A 20460-nucleotide genomic window follows, 5' to 3' on the forward strand; every position below is an offset into this window, starting at 1 on the left:
CTCAGGCGTTGCCGATCTGGTCGGTCGTGGGCTGCTCGTTGCCGCCCTGCTGCGCGCGCTGGCGCAGGCCTTCGGCGTACAGCGCATCGAAGTTGATCGGCTGCAGCAGGAACGGCGGGAAGCCACCGGCCTGGATCAGATCGCCGATCATCTGGCGGGCGTAGGGGTAGAGCACGTTCGGGCACTGGGTGCCGAGCAGCGCGTCGAGGGTGTTGCCGTCGAAGCCGGCCAGGCCGAACACGCCGGCCTGCTTCACTTCGGCCACGTAGACCGTGTTCGCGTTGTCCTCGCCCAGGCTGCAGGTCAGGGTGATCGCCAGCACCACCTCGTAGGCGTTGTCGCCCACGCGCTGCACGCTCTGGTTGAGGTTCATGTTGAGCTGCGGCTGGCTCTGCTCGTTGAAGATCGCCGGCGAACGGGGCGACTCGAACGAGACATCCTTGACGTAGATCTTTTCGACGCTGAACTGCGCGCCAGTCGGGACGGGGGCCGCGCCGTTGGCGCCGTTGGTGGCCTGTTCTTCGGACATGGAAATCAACTCCAGCAAGGACGGATGAAGGCGGATCGCCGATTATGGCACCCGCCGGAATGTGGACCGGCGGCTCAGCCGCGACCCTTGACCAGGGGCAGGTCGGCCTGCTGCCAGGCGCCGATGCCGCCGTCGAGCACGAACACGTTCTCGAAGCCGGCCTTCTTCAGCCGCTTGGCCGCGTCGCCGGCCGTGCTGCCGGTCTTGCACACCAGCACCACCGGCAGCGCCTTGGCGGCAGTGAGCTGCTTGCTCTCGGGGTCGAACTGGCTCATCAGCACGTTCTTCGAGCCCGGAATGTGGCCCTTGCCGAAATCCGCGCCCGGGCGCAGATCGACCACCAGCGCGTTCTCGCGGTTCATCAGCACGGTCAGTTCGGCCGGACGCAGCGCCTTGAAGCCACGGAACAGACGGGCGATCTCGTTGTAGATGATCGCCACCGTCAGCACGGCGAGGATCAGCGACAGCATCTGGTTTCGGCCCAGGAAGGCCAGCAGTTCTTCGAAATTCACGAAACGGTTCGCGAAGCGGCAGCGGGCGGCGATTGTCGCATACCGGGACAGGCGAACCTATCGGCCCGGACCGGGCGGGGCCGCGGCCGCGGCCGGCGCGCCGGGCTCACTCGCCGGCCCAGAGATCCGGCAGGCCGTCGACGATCCACCAGCGGCCGGCCGCCGCATCCCAGCGCCAGCGCTCGGTGTAGCGCACGGTGCGCTCGGCCATGGTGTGGCGGTTGATCACGCCGATCTGGATCTCGCGCAGTGCCTCGTCCGGGCCCGCCGTGGCCGCGGTTTCGCGATAGCCGGTGACCTGCACCTGCTCGTAACGGGCGAAATCCAGCTCGCTGAGCGGATGGGCCGTGCGGTACTCCGGGTCGACCAGTTGCCAGGCGGCCTTCATGTCGTTCCAGCGCACCGCGCCGGTCCACGCGTACTGGGCGCGTTCGAGTGCGCTGGCCTGCTTGCCGGTGCTGGCGCAGCCGGGGAGCAGAACCAGCAGTGCGAGCATCAGCAGGGCGAGCTGCGTGCGGAGCAGGGACGGGCGGCCGGATGTCGCGCGCATGGCAGGGTCTCGTGGCGTGAAGCCGCCATCGTAGCCGGCGCGGCGGGCGCACGTGCGGCTGCCGGTATCCTCTGCGGGATGGATGAGCACACGGCTTCCCCGCCCGCCACGGTCAACATCGCCGCCGCCCTGCCGCGCCTGGCCCAGGCGGCGCCCGGCCGCATCGCCATGCGCTGCCCCGGTCCCGACGGCCGCTATGCGGATGCGCACGCACTGAGTTACGGCGCGCTCGATGCACGCAGCGACGCGATCGCCGCCGGCCTCGCCGCGCGCGGCATCGTCCGCGGCACGCGCACGGTGCTGATGGTGCGCCCCACCCCCGAGTTTTTCCTGCTGATGTTCGCGCTGTTCAAGGCCGGCGCGGTGCCGGTGCTGGTCGATCCGGGCATCGACAGGCGCGCGTTGAAGCAGTGTCTGGACGAGGCGCAGCCGGAGGCCTTCATCGGGATTCCGCTGGCGCACCTGGCGCGGGTGGTGCTGGGCTGGGCGAAATCGGCACGGGTGCACATCACCACCGGGCGCTGGGCGCTGCTGGGCGACGCCACCCTGGCCGAGATCGAACGCGCCGGCACCGGCGCCGGCCCGCAACTGGCGGCGACCGCCGGCGACGACGTGGCCGCGATCCTGTTCACCAGCGGCTCGACCGGCGTGCCCAAGGGCGTGGTCTACCGCCATCGCCACTTCGCCGCCCAGGTCGACATGCTGCGCGAGGCGTTCGGCATCGGCGCCGGCGGCGTCGACCTGCCGACCTTTCCGCCGTTCGCCTTGTTCGATCCCGCACTCGGGTTGACCTCGATCATCCCGGACATGGATCCCACGCAGCCGGCCAAGGCCGACCCGCGCACGCTGCATGCGGCGATCGCCCGATTCGGCGTCGACCAGCTGTTCGGCTCGCCGGCCTTGATGGGCGTGCTCGCTAAGCATGGTCAGCCACTGCCGGGCTTGCGCCGCGTGACCTCGGCCGGCGCGCCGGTGCCGCCGCAGACGGTCGCGACGATGCTCGACCTGCTCCCCGACGACGCGAACTTCTGGACGCCCTACGGGGCCACCGAATGCCTGCCGGTCGCGGTCATCGAAGGCCGGGAGCTGCTGCGCTTGCGCATGCGTACCGAGCAGGGCGCGGGCACCTGCGTCGGCCGCCCGGTGCCGCCGAACGTGGTGCGCATCATCCGGGTCGACGACGCGGCGATTCCGGCGTGGTCCGATGCCTGGATGGTGCAGGGGGGGCAGGTCGGCGAGATCACCGTCGCCGGGCCCAGCGCCACCGACACCTATTTCAACCGCGACGCGCAGACGCGCCTGGCAAAGATCACCGAGACCCTGCCCGACGGCGGCACGCGCATCGTCCATCGCATGGGCGATCTCGGATATTTCGACACCGAGGGGCGGCTGTGGTTCTGCGGCCGCAAGGGCCATCGCGTGGTCACGGCCACCGGCACGCTGTGCACCGAACAGGTCGAACCCGTGTTCAACGTGCACCCCGAGGTGCGACGCACGGCGCTGGTGGGGGTCGGTGCGAAGGGGGCACAGACCCCGGTGCTCTGCGTGGAGCTGGAGGCCGGTATCGCGAAGACGGAGCAGTCACGCATCGCCGATGAACTGCGCCACATCGGCGAAGGCTTCGTCCACACCGGACGCATCGAACGGGTGTTGTTCCACCCCGGGTTTCCGGTCGACATCCGCCACAACGCCAAGATCGGCCGCGAGACGCTCGCGGTCTGGGCGGCGAAACGTACACAGGACCTCGCATGAATCTTCTCGTCACCGGCGGCGGCGGTTTTCTCGGACAAGCGCTGTGTCGCGGCCTGGTCGCCCGCGGCCACAGCGTCACCAGCTTCAACCGCGGGCACTACCCCGAACTCGATGCGCTCGGCGTGCGCCAGGTCCGCGGCGATCTGGCCGATGCCGCTGCGGTCCGCGCCGCTGCCCAGGGCATGGATGCCGTCTTCCACAACGCGGCCAAGGCCGGGGCCTGGGGCAGCTACGAGAGTTATCACCTCGCCAACGTGGTGGGCACGCAGAACGTCATCGACGCCTGCCGCGCGCACGGCATCGGCCGGCTGGTCTACACCTCGACGCCCAGCGTGACCCATCGCGCCACGCATCCCGTGGAAGGCGGCACGGCCGACACCGTGCCCTACGGCGAGGGTTTCAAGGCGCCGTATGCCACCACCAAGAAGATCGCCGAGCAGGCCGTGCTCGCCGCCGACAGCCCGGACCTCGCGACGGTGGCGCTGCGTCCGCGACTGATCTGGGGCCCCGGCGACCAGCAGTTGCTCCCGCGCCTGGCCGAACGCGCGCGAGCGGGCCGGCTGCGCTTCGTCGGCGACGGCGAGAACCGCATCGACACCACCTACATCGACAATGCCGCGCAGGCGCATTTCGATGCGTTCGCGCATCTGGCGCCGGGCGCCGCCTGCGCGGGCCGTGCGTACTTCATCAGCAACGGCGAGCCCAGGACGGTGCGCGAGATCGTCAACGCGTTGCTGGCGGCGGTCGGCGCGCCCCGGGTCGAGAAGACGCTTCCGTTCGGCGCGGCCTACGCCATCGGCGCACTGTGCGAGACCGCCTGGCCGCTGCTGCGGCTCGAGGGCGAGCCGCCGATGACCCGGTTCCTCGCCGAGCAGCTGAGCACCACCCACTGGTACGACATGGCACCCGCGCAGCGTGACTTCGGTTACGTGCCGAAGGTGTCGATCGCCGAGGGCCTGCAGCGGCTGCAGGCCTCGGCATGACCCGGACGCGGCATCGAAACGGGCGCGCACGCCCGCGCGTTTTCACGGCCGAATCACCCGGCTGAAACGACGTCGAAGCGGCCGTCACGTCGTCACCTGATCGCGACCTGACTGGGCATACGGTGTCCCCCACAGCCGCTACCGGCCATGCCACGGAGACCGCACCATGCTCAGATATGCCGTCATTTTCCTCGTCGTCGCCATCATTGCCGGTGTCCTCGGCTTCAGTGGCGTCGCCGGCGCCGCGACCAACATCGCCTGGATCCTGTTCGTGGTCTTCCTGATCCTGGCCGTGATCTCGATGCTGCGTGGCCGCGGACCCTGACGCTTACGTGTCCGAGCCGTCTACGACGCCCGCCTGCCCGGCGGGCGTTTTTTTGTCTCCCTGGCAGGCCAATCGCCGTCATGGGATGCGCCCCTCATTCGGGCTGAGAACAGGGCGTCCATGAAGATCGCCGCCGTCGTGTCGCTGATTGCCGGCACCGGGCTGGGTCTCGGGGCGATAGTCGCGTTCCTGACGGGCGTGAGCGGCGCTGCAGGCGCGGCAACGAGCGCCGTCTGGATCGTTTTCGTACTGCTCACGCTCGGCAGCAGCGGCGCCTTGCTTCTCGCCTTGTTTCTCTATCTCTGGGGCATGCGTGCGCGCAACGCGCCGTAGCCGGACCACACCGCCTGCCAACCCCTACAATGCCGGCATGGCCCAGTTCCCGCCCTCTCCGTTCGCCGTGCTCAAGCCCATCGCCGGTCGCGCGCTGGAAACCGCGCTCAACCGGGCGCTCGCGCTCGATGCCGACACCCGTAGCGCCTTGCGCGGACTCGACGGCCAGCGCATCGCGTTGACGCTCGCGTCGCCGCCACTCGCGCTCGAGTTGCGCGTCGACGGCGAGCGCTTGCGCGTCGGTCCGGTCGACGCGGCGACGGAGCCCGACCTCGCCGTGCGTACCACACTGGCCGGCGTGCTCTCGCAACTGCCGTTCCTGCGCCGCGACGATGCCCCGCCGATCGGCAAGGTGCGCGTATCGGGCGATGCGGAACTCGCCCGTAGGCTGCAGACCCTGGCGGCACGGTTCGATCCCGACTGGCAGCAGCCCTTCGTCGCGGTGTTCGGCGAGGTGATCGGCGTCCAGATCGCCAATGCGTTCGCCGCGGCCCTGCGCCAGGCCCAGGACCTCGGGCGTACGGTCGCCGGCAGCGCCGCCGAGTACATCACCGAAGAGTCGCGCGACGTCGTGCCGCGTGCCGAACTCGATGCGTTCCACGACGACGTCGATGCACTGCACGACGCGGTCGAACGCCTCTCCGTGCGGGTGGCACGCCTGCGCCGCGGCCCGGCGGCATGAGGTCCCGGCGATGAAGGGACTGCTGCGCGCCTCGCGCATCGGCCGTGTCCTGCTGCGCTATCGCCTCGACGATCTCCTCGACGGCACGCCGGCCGAGCGCTGGCTCAAGCTCGCGCGTCCGTTCGTGCCGCGTGCCTCGGCCGACATCGCGGCGCAGTCCCGCGGCGCGCGGCTGCGTCTGGCGCTGCAGGAACTCGGGCCGATCTTCGTCAAGTTCGGACAGATCCTCTCCACCCGCCGCGATCTCGTGCCGCCGGACATCGTCGACGACCTCGCGCTGCTGCAGGACCGTGTGCTGCCGTTCGACGGCGCCCAGGCGCAGGCGATCGTCGAGCGCGAGCTGGGTATGCCGATCGCGGTGGCCTTCGCGGCGTTCGATCCCGTGCCACTGGCCTCGGCGTCGATCGCCCAGGTGCACGCGGCGACGCTGCCGGCCGACGACCGGCATCCGCAGCGCGAGGTCGTGGTCAAGGTGCTGCGCCCCACGATCGAAAAGCAGATCGCGGCCGATGTCGCGCTGCTGAGGAACCTCGCCGCGCTGGTCGAGCGCACCCATCCGCGCGCCGAGAAGATCCGGCCGCGCGAGGTGGTGGCGGAAATCGAGAACACCCTGGCCGCCGAACTCGACCTGCAGCGCGAGGGCGCGAATGCGTCGGTGCTGCGACGCTTCTGGGCCGAATCGCCGGATCTCTACGTGCCGGCGCCGGTGTGGGAGCGCACCACCCAGCGCGTACTCACGCTCGAGCGCGTGCACGGCATCCCGAGCGACGACATCGCCGCGCTCGACGCCGCCGGCATCGACCGCAAGGCGCTCGCGGCCAAGGGCGTGCGCGTGTTCTACACGCAGGTGTTCCGCGACAACTTCTTCCATGCCGATGCGCACGCCGGCAACATCTGGGTGGATCCCGACCGCGCCGGCAATCCGCGCTTCATCGCGCTGGATTTCGGCATCATGGGCCAGCTCTCGCGCGAGGATCAGTACTACCTCGCCGAGAATTTCATGGCGATCTTCCGCCAGGATTACCGGCGCATCGCCGAGCTGCACATCCAGGCCGGCTGGATGCCGGCGCACCTGCGCATCGACGAACTCGAGGCGGCGGTTCGTTCGGTGTGCGAGCCGTACTTCACCCGGCCGTTGTGCGAAATCTCGCTCGGCGAAGTGCTGGGCAAGCTCTTTCGCACCGCGCAGCGCTACCAGCTCACGCTGCAGCCGCAGCTGATCCTGCTGCAGAAGACGCTGCTCAGCATCGAAGGCATCGGCCGCCTGCTCGATCCCAGGCTCGACATCTGGGCGGTCGCGCGCCCGGTGCTCGAACGCATCCTCGTCGAGCGCTACAGTCCGCAGCGCCTCGGCCGGGAGTTCCGCGACCGCCTGCCGGAACTCATCACCCAGGCGCCGGACATGCCGCGCCTGCTGCACGGCTGGCTCAAGCAGCAGGTCGAGGGCCGCCACGAACTGCGCATGCGCTCCGACGATCTCGCCGCACTCACCGCGACCATGCAGGGCATGCAGAAGCGTGTCGTCGCCGCGATCCTCGGCGTCGGCCTGCTGATCGTCGCCGCCGTGCTGTACGCGCTCGAGGCCGGCGGGCCGACGTTGCTTGGCCTGCCGGTGGCGACCTGGGTGGCGGGTGTGGGGGGATTGTGGGCCCTGCTGGCGGCGTGGCCGCGGCGGTAGCGGGCGCTGTTCGCATAAGTTGTTGTTGAGCAGCATCTCCCGGAGCAGCGGGCGAGCCTGCCGTTGCCGTTGCCGTTGCCGTTGCTGCTTCTTGAGCCCTTGCTGTTGCTCCAGCTGAAAGATGACACGCCTGCATCGTCGGCAGACCCGTAGGGCGCCGCCCATGGAGGGGCGGCGTTTTCCGACCGAGCCAGGATTGGCGAGTCGGAAAATCCCGGGACGAATGACTTACCGGGTGAGCTTCGTCGGGGAGGCCCTTTCTTTTGCTTACTTTTCTTTGGGCCAACAAAGAAAAGTGAGCCGCTCGCCGGCAGGCGAGTGGAAGCTCTGCACTTGTCTTCCCCAAGTAGTTCCAAGACGACAGCAAACGCTTTCGTCCGCTGACGCGGCCGAGTTCATTTCTTTTGTCAATCGACAAAAGAAACGGAACCAAAGAAAAACGATTTCCCGACAAAGCGAACCCGGCGCGTTAGTCGTTCCGGGATTTTCCGACTCGGCCTCCTGCCTCGGTCGGAAAACGGCGGGCATCCATGCCCGCCGCCCTCCGGGTCTGGCGAACGCGCGGGCATGTCGTTTTTCAGCAAAGGCAATAACAGCAGCAAAGCAACAGCAACAGCAACAGCAACAGCAGCTAAGGCGCAGAGACCGCAGCGATGACGCGTTTTCTACGCAGCCATGGCTCAAGCGCGCGCACCCCGCTGGCGCGCACCGTCAGTCGGATGGACGACTACTCCAGCCCGAAGAACGTCATCGCCGTCGCCGTCGTCGCCGCCGCGGTCTCGGCCACATCCTCGCCGCGATCCCGTGCCAGTTCTTCGACGATGTGCGGCAGGAACGCCGGTTCGTTGCGCCGGTCCTTCGGGCTGGGCCTGAGCGTGCGCGGCAGCAAGTAGGGCGCGTCGGTTTCGACCATCAGCCGGTGCGCGGGAATGTTGGGCACCAGTGCGCGCAGGTGCTGGCCGCGACGCTCGTCGCACAGCCAGCCGGTGATGCCGATGTGCCAGTCGCGGTCGAGATAGTCGAACAGCTCGCGGCGTTCGCCGGTGAAGCAGTGCACCACGGCCGCGCCGAGGCGGCCGTCGAAGTTCTTCATGATCGCGATGAAATCGTCGTGGGCGTCGCGCTGGTGCAGGAACAGCGGCTTGCCGGTATCGACGGCGATCTGCAGCTGGCGTTCGAAGGCCTTGCGCTGCGCCGGGCGGGGCGAGAAATCACGAAAGTAATCGAGTCCGCACTCGCCGACGGCGACGACTTCGGGGTGCGCGAGCAATGCGCGCATTTCGGCGTCGCATTCCTCGGTGTATTCGACCGCGTGGTGCGGATGCACGCCGGCGGTGGCATGGAGCATCCCGGGGTGCTGCTGCGCGAGCATCAGCGCCTTGGGCGAATGCTCGCGGCTCGCGCCGGTGACCACGAGCCGGGTCACGCCGGCCGCGCGCGCGCGTTGCAGCACCGCGTCGCGGTCCCGGTCGAAGCTGTCGTGGGTGAGGTTGGCGCCGATGTCGATCAACTGCATGCCGGAAACCACGCGTGGGGGACCGTGCATTGTAAAGAGGCCTCCGCCGTCATCGACGGCCGCGCGATGCGCCGCTAGCCTGTGCGCCGTGAAGACCGCCGTGCCCGCCTCGCCATCGACCGACGCAATGCCGATCACGGCGCTGCTGCCGGAGATTCTCACCAGTCTCGCGGCCCATCCGCGGCTCGTCCTCGAAGCGCCACCCGGCGCCGGCAAGACCACGCAGGTGCCGCTGGCGCTGCTCGATGCGGCATGGCTCGACGGCCGCCGCCTCGTGATGCTGGAGCCGCGCCGCGTCGCCGCGCGCTCGGCCGCGGCGTTCATGGCCCGACAGCTGGGCGAAGACGTCGGCGCGACGGTGGGCTATCGCATCCGCTTCGAGAGCCGCGTCTCCGCGCGCACGCGCGTCGAGGTCGTCACCGAAGGCATCCTGACGCGGATGCTGCAGGACGACCCCACGCTCGACGGCATCGGTGCACTGCTGTTCGATGAATTCCACGAACGCCATCTGGCCGCCGACCTCGGCCTCGCGCTCGCACGCGACGTGCAGGCCGGCCTGCGCGAGGATCTGCGTCTGCTGGTGATGTCGGCCACGCTCGACGGCGCACGCATCGCCGAGTGGCTGGAGGCGCCGCGCCTGTCGAGTGCCGGTCGCAGCTTTCCGGTGACGGTCTCGCACGTGCCGCCGCGGCGTGACGAGACGCTCGAGCATCAGATCCGGCGGGTGGTCGCCGACGCGCTCGCTGCCCACGCCGGCGATGCGCTGGTGTTCCTGCCGGGCCAGCGCGAGATCGCACGCTGCCACGCGCAGCTCGAGGCCGCGCTGCCGGCGGACGTCGAGCTGCTGGCGTTGCACGGCGAGCTGCCGGTCGAGGCGCAGACGCATGTGCTGCAGCCTGCGTCCGACGGGCGACGGCGCGTGGTGCTGGCGACCAACGTGGCCGAAAGCAGCGTCACGCTGCCGGGCGTGCGCATCGTGGTCGACAGCGGCCTGGCGCGCGAGCCGCGCTTCGATCCCAACAGCGGTTTCTCGCGGCTCGAGGTCGTGGCGATCAGCCAGGCCTCGGCGGACCAGCGCGCGGGACGCGCCGGGCGCGTCGCCCCCGGCGTGGCGCTGCGCCTGTGGCCCGAATCGCAGCGGCTCGAGCCCCAGCGCCGGCCCGAGATCGCCCAGGTCGAACTCGCGGCGCTCGCACTCGAACTCGCCGCCTGGGGCGACGCCGCGCTGGCGTTTCCCGATCCGCCGCCCGCGGGTGCGATCGCGGCCGCGCGCGATCTGCTGCAGCGTCTGGGCGCGTTCGACGAGCGCGGGACGATCACGCCGAGCGGCCGCCGCATGCTCGCGCTGGGCACCCATCCGCGGCTCGCCGCGATGCTGCTGGCCGCCGATGCGCCGGATGCGCGCGCGCTGGCCTGTGACCTGTGCGCGCTGGTCGAAGCGCGTGATCCCCTTCGCGGCGCCGCGCGGTCCGATGCGCTCGCGACGCGCTGGCAGGCCCTGGCGGCATTCCGGCGCGGACGCGACGGCGCCGACGTCTCGCGCGCCGCGCTGGCCGCCATCGATGCCGCGGCCCGGCAATGGCGCCGTCGGCTACGGGTCGATGCACAGCCGCCCGACACCGTGCCCGCCCACGCGATCGGCGATCTGCTCGCACATGCCTTCCCCGACCGCATCGGGTACCGCCACGCCCGCGATGCCTACCGCTACACGCTCAGCAACGGCCGCATGGCGCGGCTGTTCGACGACAGCACGCTCGTCGGCGAGCCCTGGATCGTCGCCAGCGAACTGCGTTTCGAGGCGCGCGATGCGCTGCTGCTGCGCGGCGCCCCGGTGGACGAGGCGGCCCTGCGCCGCGCCTGGCCGGAGCGCTTCGTCGAGGCGGACGAGACCCGCTGGGATGCGGCGAAACGGGCGCTGGTCGGCGAACGCGTGCGGCGCTTCGACGGCATCGTGCTCGATGCGCGCGCCAACGGGCGGGTCGATCCGGCGCAGGCCGCGCGGGCACTGGCGGACGCGGTCGGTGATCTCGGCCTCGAGGTGCTGCCGTGGACGGACGCGCTGCGCCAGTGGCAGGCGCGGGTGCAGGCCGTCCGCGCCTGGATGCCCGAGCTCGGCCTGCCGGACATGGCCGATACGGCGCTGCTGGCTTCGCGCGACACCTGGCTGCGGCCCGCCTTCGCCGGCATCAACCGGCTCGACGCGCTGGCACCCGACGCCTTCGCCGCGGCCCTGCACGGCCGGCTCGAGTGGTCGGTGCGGCAGCAGCTCGAACGTCTGGCGCCGACGCGGGTCACCGTGCCGTCCGGGCAGGCCCGGGCCGTGCAGTACGGCATCGAGGCCGACGGCGCCCCGGCCGCACCGGTGCTGGCGGTCAAGCTGCAGGAGCTGTTCGGCCTCGCGCAGACGCCGACCGTGGCCGACGGCCGGGTGCCGTTGACCCTGCATCTGCTGTCACCGGCCGGCCGGCCGCTGCAGGTCACCCGCGACCTGCAGGGCTTCTGGGAGCGCACCTACCCGGATGTGCGCAAGGAAATGAAGGGGCGCTACCCGCGGCATCCCTGGCCGGACGATCCCTGGAACGCGCCGGCCACGCATCGTGCCAAGCCGCGCGGCACCTGAGACCGTCTGCGCGCGCAACCGCACTTGAACGCGGGATCGCGCGCGCCGTCGCCGCTCACACCGGTTCGACAGCGTGGCGCACAGACTTCGCGTCCCGTATGCGGACCTCGAAGGAAATCCGATGAGCAAGTTCGAAGAGTTGTCCGACAAGGCGATGTCGCTGGTCGGCCAGGCAGGCGACAGCCTGCGCCATGCGCTTCCGTCCACGGCCGAGAACTGGATGAAGACCGGCATGGCCGTGGGTGTGGCACGCACCGGCGCCAAGGTCGGCGTGGGGTTCCTGCGTCGCAATCCGGCCATCGTGGCTGCGAGTGCGATCGGCGTGGGCCTGGTGTGGGTGGCCGCGCGGCAGTACCGCAAGAAGAAGGCGAACGGCACGATCGAAGGCAACTCGCGTCGTATCGAGGCCTCCAACGCCGCGGCGCGCAAGCGCGCGACCCGCAGCAAGCGCGGCGCCGCCACGGCCGCCAACGAGACCGACGCCGACTGATTCGGCGGCGCCGCGGCGCCGCCATCATCCACGTGTTCCCGCGCGCTGCCCGCACCACGGGCGGCGCGCTGTGCGTCGTGCTTCAGCCGGCGACAGGCGGCGGATGGGTATGCTCGTCTACCATCCGTCCCGAACCTGTCCCATGTCCGACGCGCTTGCCCCGACTCCGCCCCTTGCCGCGCATGCCGATCGCGCCTTGCGGGCCGGCATGCGCCATCTGCTCGGAGTCACCGCCGCGGCATTGCTGCTCGCCGGCTGCGGACGCGACAACGTGCGTCCCGTTGCCGAACCCACGCCGCCGCCGCGCCCTGCCACCGCGACGCCTGCGCCGCCGGCACCTCCGGTGCGGATCGGGTTGGCGCTCGGCGGCGGCGCGGCCAAGGGCTTCGCCCACATCGGCGTGATCAAGATGCTCGAAGCGAACGGCATCAAGGCCGACGTGGTGGCCGGCACCAGCGCCGGCAGCGTGGTGGGCGCGCTCTACGCCAGTGGCATGGACCCGTTCCGGATGCAGGAGCGGGCGGTGGCGCTCGACGAGTCCAGCATCCGCGACGTCCGCCTGTTCTCCGGTGGCCTGGTGCAGGGCGTGGCCCTGCAGAACTACGTCAACCAGGAAGTCGGCAACCGCACGCTGGAGCGCATGACGATTCCATTCGCCGCCGTGGCCACCCGGCTCGACACCGGCGACCGCGTCGTCTTCGTACGCGGCAACACCGGCCAGGCCGTGCGTGCCTCGAGCAGCGTGCCCGGTGTGTTCGAGCCGGTCCGCATCGGCGAGCGCAGCTACGTCGATGGCGGCGTGGTCAGCCCGGTGCCGGTGGACGCGGCCAAGCAGCTGGGGGCGGACCTGGTGATCGCCGTCGACATCTCCAGCAAGGCCAGCGGCAGCACACCCGGCAGCATGCTCGGCATCGTCAACCAGTCGATCGCCATCATGGGCCAGACGCTCGGCCGCCAGGAACTCGCGCGCGCCGACGTCGTCATCCGGCCGCAGGTCAACGACATCGGACCGGCGAGCTTCGAACAGCGCAATGCGGCCATTCTGCAGGGCGAACGTGCCGCGCTCGCGGCGATGCCGCAGATCCGCAGCCGCATCGCCGAACTCGAACGCGCACGCGCGGCCGCGCGCAGGCCGGCGACGCCGGTCGAGCCGGAGCCGGTCGACATCGACTGCGGTGACAGCTGGGTGCGGCGGCTCAATCCGTTCGCGAAGGAACGCGCCTGCTGACGCAGCCACGGCCCACGTGAGCGGCGTCTGCGCTGCGGCGCGCGGCACCGCCGCACAGTGCGCCGCAGCGATGGATCGAGCGGCCGGACGCCGGCCCCGGTCGTGCTGCGATGCGGCCCGCACGCGGTGATGCACGGGCGTCGTGCGATGCAGGACTGAATGCGCGTGATCGCGTTCGTTCACCCGCAGCCCACACCACGCCACGACACACTGCGCTCGGCCGCACCGATGCCGCGCGCATCGACCGACCCCGGACGCCCCCACACGCTCGCCGCTGCGCGCGCACTCCGGACACGCGCGCCATGCCGTCGGCAGCGCTTCCGCGCTGCCCGTCCATCGACTTGGTGCGGCCCGCCGCATCCCAGCGAGGAGAGTCCTTCCCATGCAAGCCAACACCCTCGGCCGACAGCTCGAACTGAGCCTGGGCCATTACCTGCCGAGCGTGCTCGGTGCGGTGCTCGTACTCATCGTCGGCCTGATCGCCGCGCTGTTCGTGCGTGGCGTGATCCGCAGCGGCATGGCGCGCTTGCGCGTCAACGAGCGCGTCCACACGCAGACCGCATCGCAGCTCGACATCGTCAAGGTGGCGGCGTCGATCGGCTTCTGGTTCGTGATCCTGCTCACCCTGATCGGCGTCTTCAGCGTGCTGCGCGTCGACGGGCTGTATGGACCGTTCTCGGCCCTGGTGACCGAGGTCATGCTGTACCTGCCGCGGATTCTGCTGGCGGCCGTGCTGGCTCTGGTGGCGTGGGTGCTGGCGACGGTGCTGCGCGCCGGCGTCAACCGCCTGATGGCCGCCGGGCGCTGGGACGAGACGCTCTCGGAATCGGCCGGCGTCCGGCCGATCTCGGGTGTGCTCGGCGACGTCGTCTACTGGCTGGTGCTGCTGTTGTTCCTGCCGGCGATCGTCGGTGCACTGCGCATCGACGGTCTGATGCTGCCGCTGGCGGACATGACCGCGCAGGTCACGACGATGCTGCCCAACATCTTCGCGGCCGTGGTCATCGGCGTGGTCGGCTGGCTGGTGGCCAAGGTGCTGCGCGGTCTGTTGACCAACCTGCTGGCCGCCAGTGGGATCGACCGCTACAGCAATCGCGACGGGCTCACCGAAGGTGTGCGGCTGTCGCAACTCGGCGGCACGCTGGTCTTCATCCTGGTGATCGTGCCGACGTTGATCGCCGCGCTCGATGCGCTGGCGATCCGGGCGATCTCCGAACCGGCGAGCGACATGCTCGGCATGTTCCTGACCGCGATCCCGAACATCCTGGCCGCGGCGCTGATCCTGATCGTCGCGTGGTACCTGGGCCGGTTCGTGGCCGGGCTGCTGACCCGTCTGCTCGAGAACCTCGGCGTCGACCGCATCCCGGCGCGTCTGGGTCTGGCCCATCTGTTCACGACTGCGCCGGCGGCTCCCGTCGCACCGACCACCGCCGCGCCGGTCGACCAGGCGCTGGCGACGGCCGATCCGGTCGCGGCCGCGGGCATGCCCGAGCCGGGCCCCCCGATCGTGGACGCACACGGCACGCCGGTGAACGCTCCGGCCGCCGGCACCGGGCTGTCGGCCTTCGTCGGCCGCGTGGCGCTGTTCTTCATCCTGCTGTTCGCCACCGTCGAGGCGGCCCACCGCCTGGGCTTCACCGGCGTGCGCGACCTGCTGGCGACCTTCATCGCCTTCGGTGCCGACGTGCTGCTGGGTGCGGTGATCCTGGTGGTGGGGTACTGGCTGGCCGACGTCGCCGCCCGGGCGATCCAGCGTGCCAATCCCGATCGCAGCGTCGGCCTGTCGCGCATCGCGCGGGTCGCGATCCTCGGCCTGGTGATCGCGATGGGTCTGCGCGCGATGGGCATCGCCGACGACATCGTCAACCTCGCGTTCGGGCTGGTGCTCGGCGCCGTGGCGGTGGCCACCGCGCTGGCCTTCGGCCTCGGCGGCCGCGATGCGGCCGGCCGGGTGGCCGACCGTTGGGCCCGCGCCTACCTGGAGCGTCGCGGCGACAACGATCCGCGTCCCTGAGCCCGACGGCGCCCCGCACCAAGGCCCGCCGCCCGGCGGGCCTTGGTCGTTTTCCCTCAATGGCGGGGTCGACGGTCGCGTGTGCGGCGGCGCTGCCGCTCGCAGCCGATGCGTCGCCCACAGGCAGGCCGCGAAGGCGCGGCCTCACTCCGGTGGGGGCATCTCGTCGCGCACGCGCAGGAACCGCGCGAAGCGCGGCAACCCGGTCGAGGTGAGGCCGTTGTAGCGATACGTCACCCAGGTGCCGAGCGCCGGCGGCTGCGCGCGCTGGGCGTCGCTGAAGCCGGTGCCGATCCGGAACCGGCGGCCGTCGTGGTGCTCGACTTCCAGGGCGCCGAGCATCCCGCTGTATTTGCCCTTGCCTGGCGTGTGTGCGACCACCCGCGCTTCGGCGTCGTCATGGGGCTTGAACTTGAACAGGGCGGCGCTGCGTCCGGCGCCGTAGCGGGCGTCGCGATGGTGCAGCATCAGGCCTTCGCCGCCGGCCGCGACCACCTCGGCGAGCTGTGCATCCAGCGCCGCGCGTGAGGTGCCGGGGGTCTGCGTCACCATCCGCAGCTGCGGATGTGCGGTGCGTGCCACCAGGGTCCGCATCGCCTGCACGCGCTCGGCGAACGGACCGGGGTGCGCCGGCAGGTCGAACACCATGAAGCGCACCGGTGCCCAGGCCGCGTCGTCAGCCCGCGCACTGCGCACGAGGGCGCTGACGGCCTCGAAGCGGTCGCGTGCGATCCACAGTTCGCCGTCCATCGGAACATCGGGCCAGCCCCGGGTGAACGCCGCCGGGGTGACGATCCGGTGCCCGCCGCGCGTCCACAACGCCCGTCCGTCCCAGCGTCCGCGCACGCCGTCGAGCTTTTCACTGACGAAATAGGCGTCGACGTCGATCCGGGTCGTGCCGAGATCGCGCGCCAGCATCAGTCCCGGCACAGGCGCCGCTGCGGCCGCCGTCGCACCGATCAGGCACAGCGCGGCGATGCAGACAGCGACAGCCCGGGACCAGGTCGGGCGATCGGTGCGCGATCGTGGCATCGGGACGCTCCGGTGTGCTGACGGGGCGTCCAGCCTGCGTGCGACGCCGGCGCCTGCGCGAGGCGGGTTCGCTGCAGCCCGGCGTCGGCGCGCACCGCGCGTGGATGTCGGGCGATGTCCCGATACGACGACGCCGGCGCAGCGCCGGCGTCGCGGGCACCTGCAGCGCCGGCGCCGTCAGAACGGCAGCGCGAGTTCCGGGTCGAGGGCCAGCAGCTGATCGCGGAAGGTCTGCTGGATCCGCGCCATCGCCTCGCGGCTGTCGGCATCGAAGCGCAGCACCAGCACCGGCGTGGTGTTGGAAGCACGCACCAGGCCCCAGCCGTCGGGCCAGTCCGCGCGGACGCCGTCGATAGTGGACAGACGCGCGCCCTCGAAGGCCGCGGCGGCCTGCACGCGCTGGACGAACGCGTGCGGGTCGCCGCCCGGCGCGTCGACCTTGATCTCCGGCGTCGACACACCGCTCGGCAGTGCCTTGAGCACCGCCGTCGGATCGTCGTCGATGGCCAAGATTTCGAGCAGCCGCGCGGCGGCATAGATGCCGTCGTCGAAGCCGTACCAGCGTTCGGAGAAGAAGAAATGGCCGCTCATCTCGCCGGCCAGCTCGGCGCCGGTTTCACGCATCTTGGCCTTGATCAGCGAATGCCCCGTCTTCCACATCAGCGGACTGCCGCCGTGGCGCAGGACGTGGCCCGGCAGACGCCCGGTGCACTTCACGTCGAAGACGATCATCGCGCCCGGATTGCGCTCCAGCACATCGGCCGCGAACAGCATCAGCAGACGGTCGGCGAAGATGGTTTCACCGTCGCGGGTGACCACGCCGAGCCGGTCGCCGTCGCCGTCGAAGGCCAGGCCCAGATCGGCATCGAAACGCTGCACCGTGCTGACCAGGTCGGCCAGGTTCTGCGGGTCGCTCGGATCGGGATGGTGATTGGGGAAGGTGCCGTCGATGTCGCAGTACAGCGGCACCACCTCCGCTCCGATGGCTTCGAGCACGCGTGGGCCGAGTTCGCCGGCCACGCCGTTGCCGGCATCCACCACCACCTTCAGCGGCCGCGCGATCTGGATGTCGTCGGCGATGCGGCGGACGTACTCCTCGCTGATGTCGCGCTCGCTCAGGCCACCGGGCTGGGCCGCGGTGTAGAGGCGGTCGTCGGCGACGCGGGCATGCAGGTCGGTGATCGCGTCCCCGGACAGCGTTTCGCCGCCGACGACGATCTTGAAGCCGTTGTAGTCGGGCGGGTTGTGGCTGCCGGTCACCGAGATGCAGCAGCCGGTGCGCAGGTGGAAGCCGCCGAAGTAGACCAGCGGCGTCGGCGCCAGACCGATGTCGATGACGTTGCGGCCGGCCTTGCGCAGGCCGGCGATCAGGCCGGCGACGAGGTCGGGGCCGGACAGGCGGCCGTCGCGACCGACGACGATGTCGGTGAGGTCCTGTTCGCGCATCAGCGAGCCCACGGCCTGGCCGATCAGATCGGCCACGCCGGCATCGAGGGTCTGTCCGACGATGCCGCGGATGTCGTAGGCGCGGAAGATCGACGGATCCAGCACGACCGACGGCGCGGCCTTCTTCGGCTCGCTGCGCACGGTCGGCGCGGGGACGGGCACGCCGTCGTCCGCCTGCGCGGGCTGCTGCAGGGATTCGGCCAGCGTCGGGGCGATGTCGTCGCTGGCCGCCACCGGCTGCAGGTGACGCGGCAGTCGCCACACCCCCGCAGCGAGCAGCAGCAGCACCACGGCGATCACCAGCAGCGGCAGGCCATCGAGGCCGAAGGGCGGGGTGTCCACGTGCGGCACAGCGGCCGCGACACGCAGGCCGGTGCCGGGCACCGGACGGCCGAGGCGCTCGGCCACGTTCGCCAGCGACGCATCGCCGCGGGCGTGGATGGTGTAGCCGCCCTGGCGAAGCGCGAGATAGGTGGCATCGTCCAGCGCGGCGCCGTCCAGCGGCGCCGTGGCACGGCTCAGCGGCAGCTGGGCGATCGCCACGCCGACGACGGCGTCCCCGGCCCGGGCCGGGGCGGTGAGCAGCACCTTGGGGGCATCGCCGATGCGTGCGACCGTCAGCACCGGTGCGTCACTGCCGATGGCCGCTTCGAGCGCGGCGAGCCGGCCGAACCCGTCGCCATCGAGCGCCGCGTAATCGGCGTCGAGCTGGACCGGCAGCACCTGCGCCGATTCCACATCGGACCAGTCGGCGCCCAGCGCCGCGCCGGCCGCCGCGAGGTCGCGGTCGGCGAGTGCGCGCTGGACGGCGGGCGTCTCCAGCTGGGTCCCCAGGCGGGCCAGGTCGTCACCCAGACGCGTGCGCAGACCGTCGAGCGCGGTATCGCGCGCGCGCTCGACCGCGGCCACGCGGCGGTCGCCCTGCAGCGTCTGCCAGCCGCTCCATGCGAACCACGCCGCCACCAGGCCCAGCACGATCGCCAGCAGCGGCGCGGCAGGACGCAGCTGCGCCAGCAGCGCACGCGTCCGTTGCGGATCCTTCTCGCTCATCAATTCGTCCCCGTCAGCGCACGCCCGAATGCCCGAAGCCCCCGGCCCCGCGTGCGGTGTCCACGAAAGTATCCACCACATTCAGCGTCGCCCGCACGATCGGCAGCAACACGAGCTGCGCGATGCGGTCCCCGGGCTCGATCGTGAACGCATCTTTGCCGCGATGCCAGATGCTGATCATCAGCGGGCCCTGGTAGTCGGCGTCGATCAGCCCGGTGCCGTTGCCGAGCACGATGCCGTGCGTATGGCCCAGGCCGGAGCGCGGCAGCACCACGGCGCACAGGCCGGGATCGCCGATGTGGATCGCCAGGCCCGAGGGCACCAGCGCGGTATCGCCGGGCAGCAGGGTCAGCGATTCGTCCAGTGCCGCGCGCAGGTCGAGCCCGGCGCTGGCCTCGGTAGCGTAGGCGGGCAGCGGCCACTGCTGGCCGAAACGCGCGTCGAGCACGCGGACATCGAGCACGTGGGCGTGGGGTGCGTGGCTCATGGCATCTCCTGGGCGAGGCGGCCGGCGATCAATGCGACCAGGGCGGTGGCGACCGCGGACTTGGAATCCGGACCGAGCCGGTGGCTGCGGGCCGCGTCGTGAACCACCAGCAGGTTGTCGTCGCCCTCGAACCCGCTTCCGGCAATGCCGACGCGGTTGGCGGCGATGACGTCGACGCCCTTGGCAGCGAGCTTGTGGCGGGCGTTGGCGTCGACGTCGTCGGTCTCGGCCGCGAACCCCACGACCACGCGCGGGCGCGCCGCATGCGCGGCGACATCGGCCAGGATGTCGCGCGTGCGCACCAGCTGCAACGTCAGGCCGTCCTCGCCGGGACGCTTCTTGATCTTCGATGTGGCCACGCCGGCCGGGGTGAAATCGGCGACCGCCGCCGCGCCCACGTAGACGTCGGCCGGCAGCGCGGAGAACACCGCCGCGTGCATCTGCGCGGCCGAGCGCACGTCGATGCGGTGCGCGCCGTCGGGCGTGGGCAGATGCACGGGCCCGGCCACCAGCACCACGTCGGCGCCGGCGGCCACGGCCGCCGCGGCCACCGCGAAGCCCATCTTGCCGCTGCTGCGGTTGCCCAGAAACCGCACCGGGTCGAGATCCTCGTACGTCGGGCCGGCGGTCACCAGCACCCGACGTCCGGCGAGCGGGGCGCTCATGCCGGCAGGGCGGCCACGATGGCCGACGGCTCGGCGAGCCGGCCGGGACCGGATTCGCCTTCCGCCAGGGGCCCGTCCTCGGGCCCGATGACCTGCACGTCGCGCGCGCGCAGCACAGTCATGTTCGCCTGCGTGGCGGGATGCAGCCACATGCGGTGGTTCATCGCCGGGCAGACGGTCAGCGGCGCGGTCGTCGCCAGGCACAGGGTGGTGACCAGGTTGTCGGCGAAGCCGTGTGCGAGCTTGGCCAGCGTGTTCGCCGTCGCCGGCGCAACGACGATCCGGGTCGCCCAGCGCGCGAGCTCGATGTGGCCCATCGCGGCCTCGGCGCCCGGATCCCACAGCGTGGTGCGCACGGCGTGATGCGAGACGGCCTGGAAGCTGGTCGCCGACACGAACTGCTGCGCGCTGTCGGTCATCGCCACCCGCACCTCGGCACCGGCGTCACGCAGGCGGCGGACCAGATCCACGGCCTTGTAGGCGGCGATTCCGCCGCAGACGCAGACCAGGATGCGCTGTCCGCTGAGCGGACTCGGGGCAGCGGCCATGGTGAGCAAAACCCTACGGA

17 protein-coding genes and 1 pseudogene are annotated in these 20460 nt (G+C 71.0%); 10 read left to right on the top strand and 8 right to left on the bottom strand.

Features of this window, described 5'->3' with window-relative positions; all coding sequences use genetic code 11:
• Nucleotide 1: 1 nt before the first annotated feature.
• From secB to PQS31_RS08880, 3 genes are all read right to left on the bottom strand, one after another.
• Nucleotides 2–529: a protein-export chaperone SecB gene (secB, locus tag PQS31_RS08870; RefSeq protein ID WP_272762350.1), complete on the bottom strand. Its 528-nt coding sequence runs from the start codon at nt 527–529 to the stop codon at nt 2–4.
• Between the two features lie 74 nt (nt 530–603).
• Nucleotides 604–1041: a rhodanese-like domain-containing protein gene (locus tag PQS31_RS08875; protein ID WP_272762351.1), complete on the bottom strand. Its 438-nt coding sequence runs from the start codon at nt 1039–1041 to the stop codon at nt 604–606.
• 106 nt (nt 1042–1147) lie between these two features.
• Nucleotides 1148–1591 carry a hypothetical protein gene (locus tag PQS31_RS08880; RefSeq protein WP_272762352.1) on the bottom strand — a complete coding sequence of 148 codons (444 nt, stop codon included), beginning with the start codon at nt 1589–1591 and terminating at the stop codon, nt 1148–1150.
• 78 nt (nt 1592–1669) lie between these two features.
• On the opposite strand from PQS31_RS08880, the gene oleC reads away from it, so the two are divergent.
• The 6 genes from oleC to ubiB all read left to right on the top strand — a co-directional run bounded on the left by oleC (nt 1670) and on the right by ubiB (nt 7344).
• Entirely contained in the window at nt 1670–3343 is a 1674-nt protein-coding gene (gene oleC / locus PQS31_RS08885; protein ID WP_272762353.1) for an olefin beta-lactone synthetase, read from the top strand.
• Entirely contained in the window at nt 3340–4326 is a 987-nt protein-coding gene (gene oleD / locus PQS31_RS08890; RefSeq protein WP_272762354.1) for a 2-alkyl-3-oxoalkanoate reductase, read from the top strand. The genes oleC and oleD overlap by 4 nt, the downstream gene beginning before the upstream one ends.
• Before the next feature lie 166 nt (nt 4327–4492).
• Nucleotides 4493–4651, top strand: a complete 159-nt coding sequence (locus tag PQS31_RS08895; RefSeq protein WP_082387634.1) for a DUF1328 domain-containing protein — start codon at nt 4493–4495, stop codon at nt 4649–4651.
• Between the two features lie 120 nt (nt 4652–4771).
• Nucleotides 4772–4984 carry a hypothetical protein gene (locus PQS31_RS08900; RefSeq protein WP_272762355.1) on the top strand — a complete coding sequence of 71 codons (213 nt, stop codon included), beginning with the start codon at nt 4772–4774 and terminating at the stop codon, nt 4982–4984.
• A gap of 37 nt (nt 4985–5021) precedes the next feature.
• Entirely contained in the window at nt 5022–5666 is a 645-nt protein-coding gene (locus PQS31_RS08905; RefSeq protein ID WP_272762356.1) for an SCP2 sterol-binding domain-containing protein, read from the top strand.
• 10 nt (nt 5667–5676) lie between these two features.
• Nucleotides 5677–7344 carry a ubiquinone biosynthesis regulatory protein kinase UbiB gene (ubiB, locus tag PQS31_RS08910; RefSeq protein WP_272762357.1) on the top strand — a complete coding sequence of 556 codons (1668 nt, stop codon included), beginning with the start codon at nt 5677–5679 and terminating at the stop codon, nt 7342–7344.
• A 727-nt stretch (nt 7345–8071) separates the two neighbouring features.
• Here the strand turns inward: ubiB and PQS31_RS08915 are convergent.
• Nucleotides 8072–8860: a TatD family hydrolase gene (locus PQS31_RS08915; protein ID WP_272762358.1), complete on the bottom strand. Its 789-nt coding sequence runs from the start codon at nt 8858–8860 to the stop codon at nt 8072–8074.
• 127 nt (nt 8861–8987) lie between these two features.
• Between PQS31_RS08915 and hrpB the strand changes: the two genes are divergently transcribed.
• The 4 genes from hrpB to PQS31_RS08935 all read left to right on the top strand — a co-directional run bounded on the left by hrpB (nt 8988) and on the right by PQS31_RS08935 (nt 15212).
• A complete protein-coding gene (gene hrpB, locus PQS31_RS08920; RefSeq protein WP_272762523.1) occupies nt 8988–11480 on the top strand; it encodes an ATP-dependent helicase HrpB in 2493 nt (830 codons plus the stop codon).
• Nucleotides 11481–11601: 121 nt separating this feature from the next.
• Complete coding sequence (locus PQS31_RS08925) at nt 11602–11970, top strand: hypothetical protein (RefSeq protein WP_272762359.1); 369 nt, start codon at nt 11602–11604, stop codon at nt 11968–11970.
• Between the two features lie 208 nt (nt 11971–12178).
• Nucleotides 12179–13198 (top strand): patatin-like phospholipase family protein, encoded by a 1020-nt coding sequence (locus tag PQS31_RS08930; protein ID WP_272762524.1) that lies wholly within the window; start codon nt 12179–12181, stop codon nt 13196–13198.
• A gap of 382 nt (nt 13199–13580) precedes the next feature.
• Complete coding sequence (locus PQS31_RS08935; protein WP_272762360.1) at nt 13581–15212, top strand: mechanosensitive ion channel; 1632 nt, start codon at nt 13581–13583, stop codon at nt 15210–15212.
• Between the two features lie 144 nt (nt 15213–15356).
• On the opposite strand, the gene PQS31_RS08940 is transcribed toward PQS31_RS08935, so the two are convergent.
• From PQS31_RS08940 to coaBC, 4 genes and pseudogenes are all read right to left on the bottom strand, one after another.
• On the bottom strand, nt 15357–16244 hold the full coding sequence (locus PQS31_RS08940) for a DNA ligase (RefSeq protein ID WP_272762362.1): 888 nt from the start codon (nt 16242–16244) through the stop codon (nt 15357–15359).
• A 177-nt stretch (nt 16245–16421) separates the two neighbouring features.
• Nucleotides 16422–18740 (bottom strand): phosphomannomutase/phosphoglucomutase, encoded by a 2319-nt coding sequence (locus PQS31_RS08945; protein ID WP_272762363.1) that lies wholly within the window; start codon nt 18738–18740, stop codon nt 16422–16424.
• Nucleotides 18741–18753: 13 nt separating this feature from the next.
• Nucleotides 18754–19227 (bottom strand): dUTP diphosphatase, encoded by a 474-nt coding sequence (dut, locus tag PQS31_RS08950; protein WP_272762364.1) that lies wholly within the window; start codon nt 19225–19227, stop codon nt 18754–18756.
• A pseudogene (gene coaBC / locus PQS31_RS08955) lies at nt 19224–20440 on the bottom strand (bifunctional phosphopantothenoylcysteine decarboxylase/phosphopantothenate--cysteine ligase CoaBC). The gene dut and the pseudogene coaBC overlap by 4 nt, the downstream one beginning before the upstream one ends.
• Nucleotides 20441–20460: the final 20 nt, after the last annotated feature.

This window comes from Luteimonas sp. BLCC-B24, from assembly GCF_028550595.1.
Taxonomy (GTDB): domain Bacteria; phylum Pseudomonadota; class Gammaproteobacteria; order Xanthomonadales; family Xanthomonadaceae; genus Luteimonas.

Bases quoted from the DNA above. Each gene is read 5' to 3' on its own strand.
- secB (WP_272762350.1), bottom strand. From the start codon at position 529: ATGTCCGAAGAACAGGCCACCAACGGCGCCAACGGCGCGGCCCCCGTC.
- PQS31_RS08880 (WP_272762352.1), bottom strand. From the start codon at position 1,591: ATGCGCGCGACATCCGGCCGCCCGTCCCTGCTCCGCACGCAGCTCGCC.
- oleC (WP_272762353.1), top strand. From the start codon at position 1,670: ATGGATGAGCACACGGCTTCCCCGCCCGCCACGGTCAACATCGCCGCC.
- oleD (WP_272762354.1), top strand. From the start codon at position 3,340: ATGAATCTTCTCGTCACCGGCGGCGGCGGTTTTCTCGGACAAGCGCTG.
- PQS31_RS08895 (WP_082387634.1), top strand. From the start codon at position 4,493: ATGCTCAGATATGCCGTCATTTTCCTCGTCGTCGCCATCATTGCCGGT.
- PQS31_RS08900 (WP_272762355.1), top strand. From the start codon at position 4,772: ATGAAGATCGCCGCCGTCGTGTCGCTGATTGCCGGCACCGGGCTGGGT.
- PQS31_RS08905 (WP_272762356.1), top strand. From the start codon at position 5,022: ATGGCCCAGTTCCCGCCCTCTCCGTTCGCCGTGCTCAAGCCCATCGCC.
- ubiB (WP_272762357.1), top strand. From the start codon at position 5,677: ATGAAGGGACTGCTGCGCGCCTCGCGCATCGGCCGTGTCCTGCTGCGC.
- PQS31_RS08915 (WP_272762358.1), bottom strand. From the start codon at position 8,860: ATGCAGTTGATCGACATCGGCGCCAACCTCACCCACGACAGCTTCGAC.
- hrpB (WP_272762523.1), top strand. From the start codon at position 8,988: ATGCCGATCACGGCGCTGCTGCCGGAGATTCTCACCAGTCTCGCGGCC.
- PQS31_RS08925 (WP_272762359.1), top strand. From the start codon at position 11,602: ATGAGCAAGTTCGAAGAGTTGTCCGACAAGGCGATGTCGCTGGTCGGC.
- PQS31_RS08930 (WP_272762524.1), top strand. From the start codon at position 12,179: ATGCGCCATCTGCTCGGAGTCACCGCCGCGGCATTGCTGCTCGCCGGC.
- PQS31_RS08935 (WP_272762360.1), top strand. From the start codon at position 13,581: ATGCAAGCCAACACCCTCGGCCGACAGCTCGAACTGAGCCTGGGCCAT.
- PQS31_RS08940 (WP_272762362.1), bottom strand. From the start codon at position 16,244: ATGCCACGATCGCGCACCGATCGCCCGACCTGGTCCCGGGCTGTCGCT.
- PQS31_RS08945 (WP_272762363.1), bottom strand. From the start codon at position 18,740: ATGAGCGAGAAGGATCCGCAACGGACGCGTGCGCTGCTGGCGCAGCTG.
- dut (WP_272762364.1), bottom strand. From the start codon at position 19,227: ATGAGCCACGCACCCCACGCCCACGTGCTCGATGTCCGCGTGCTCGAC.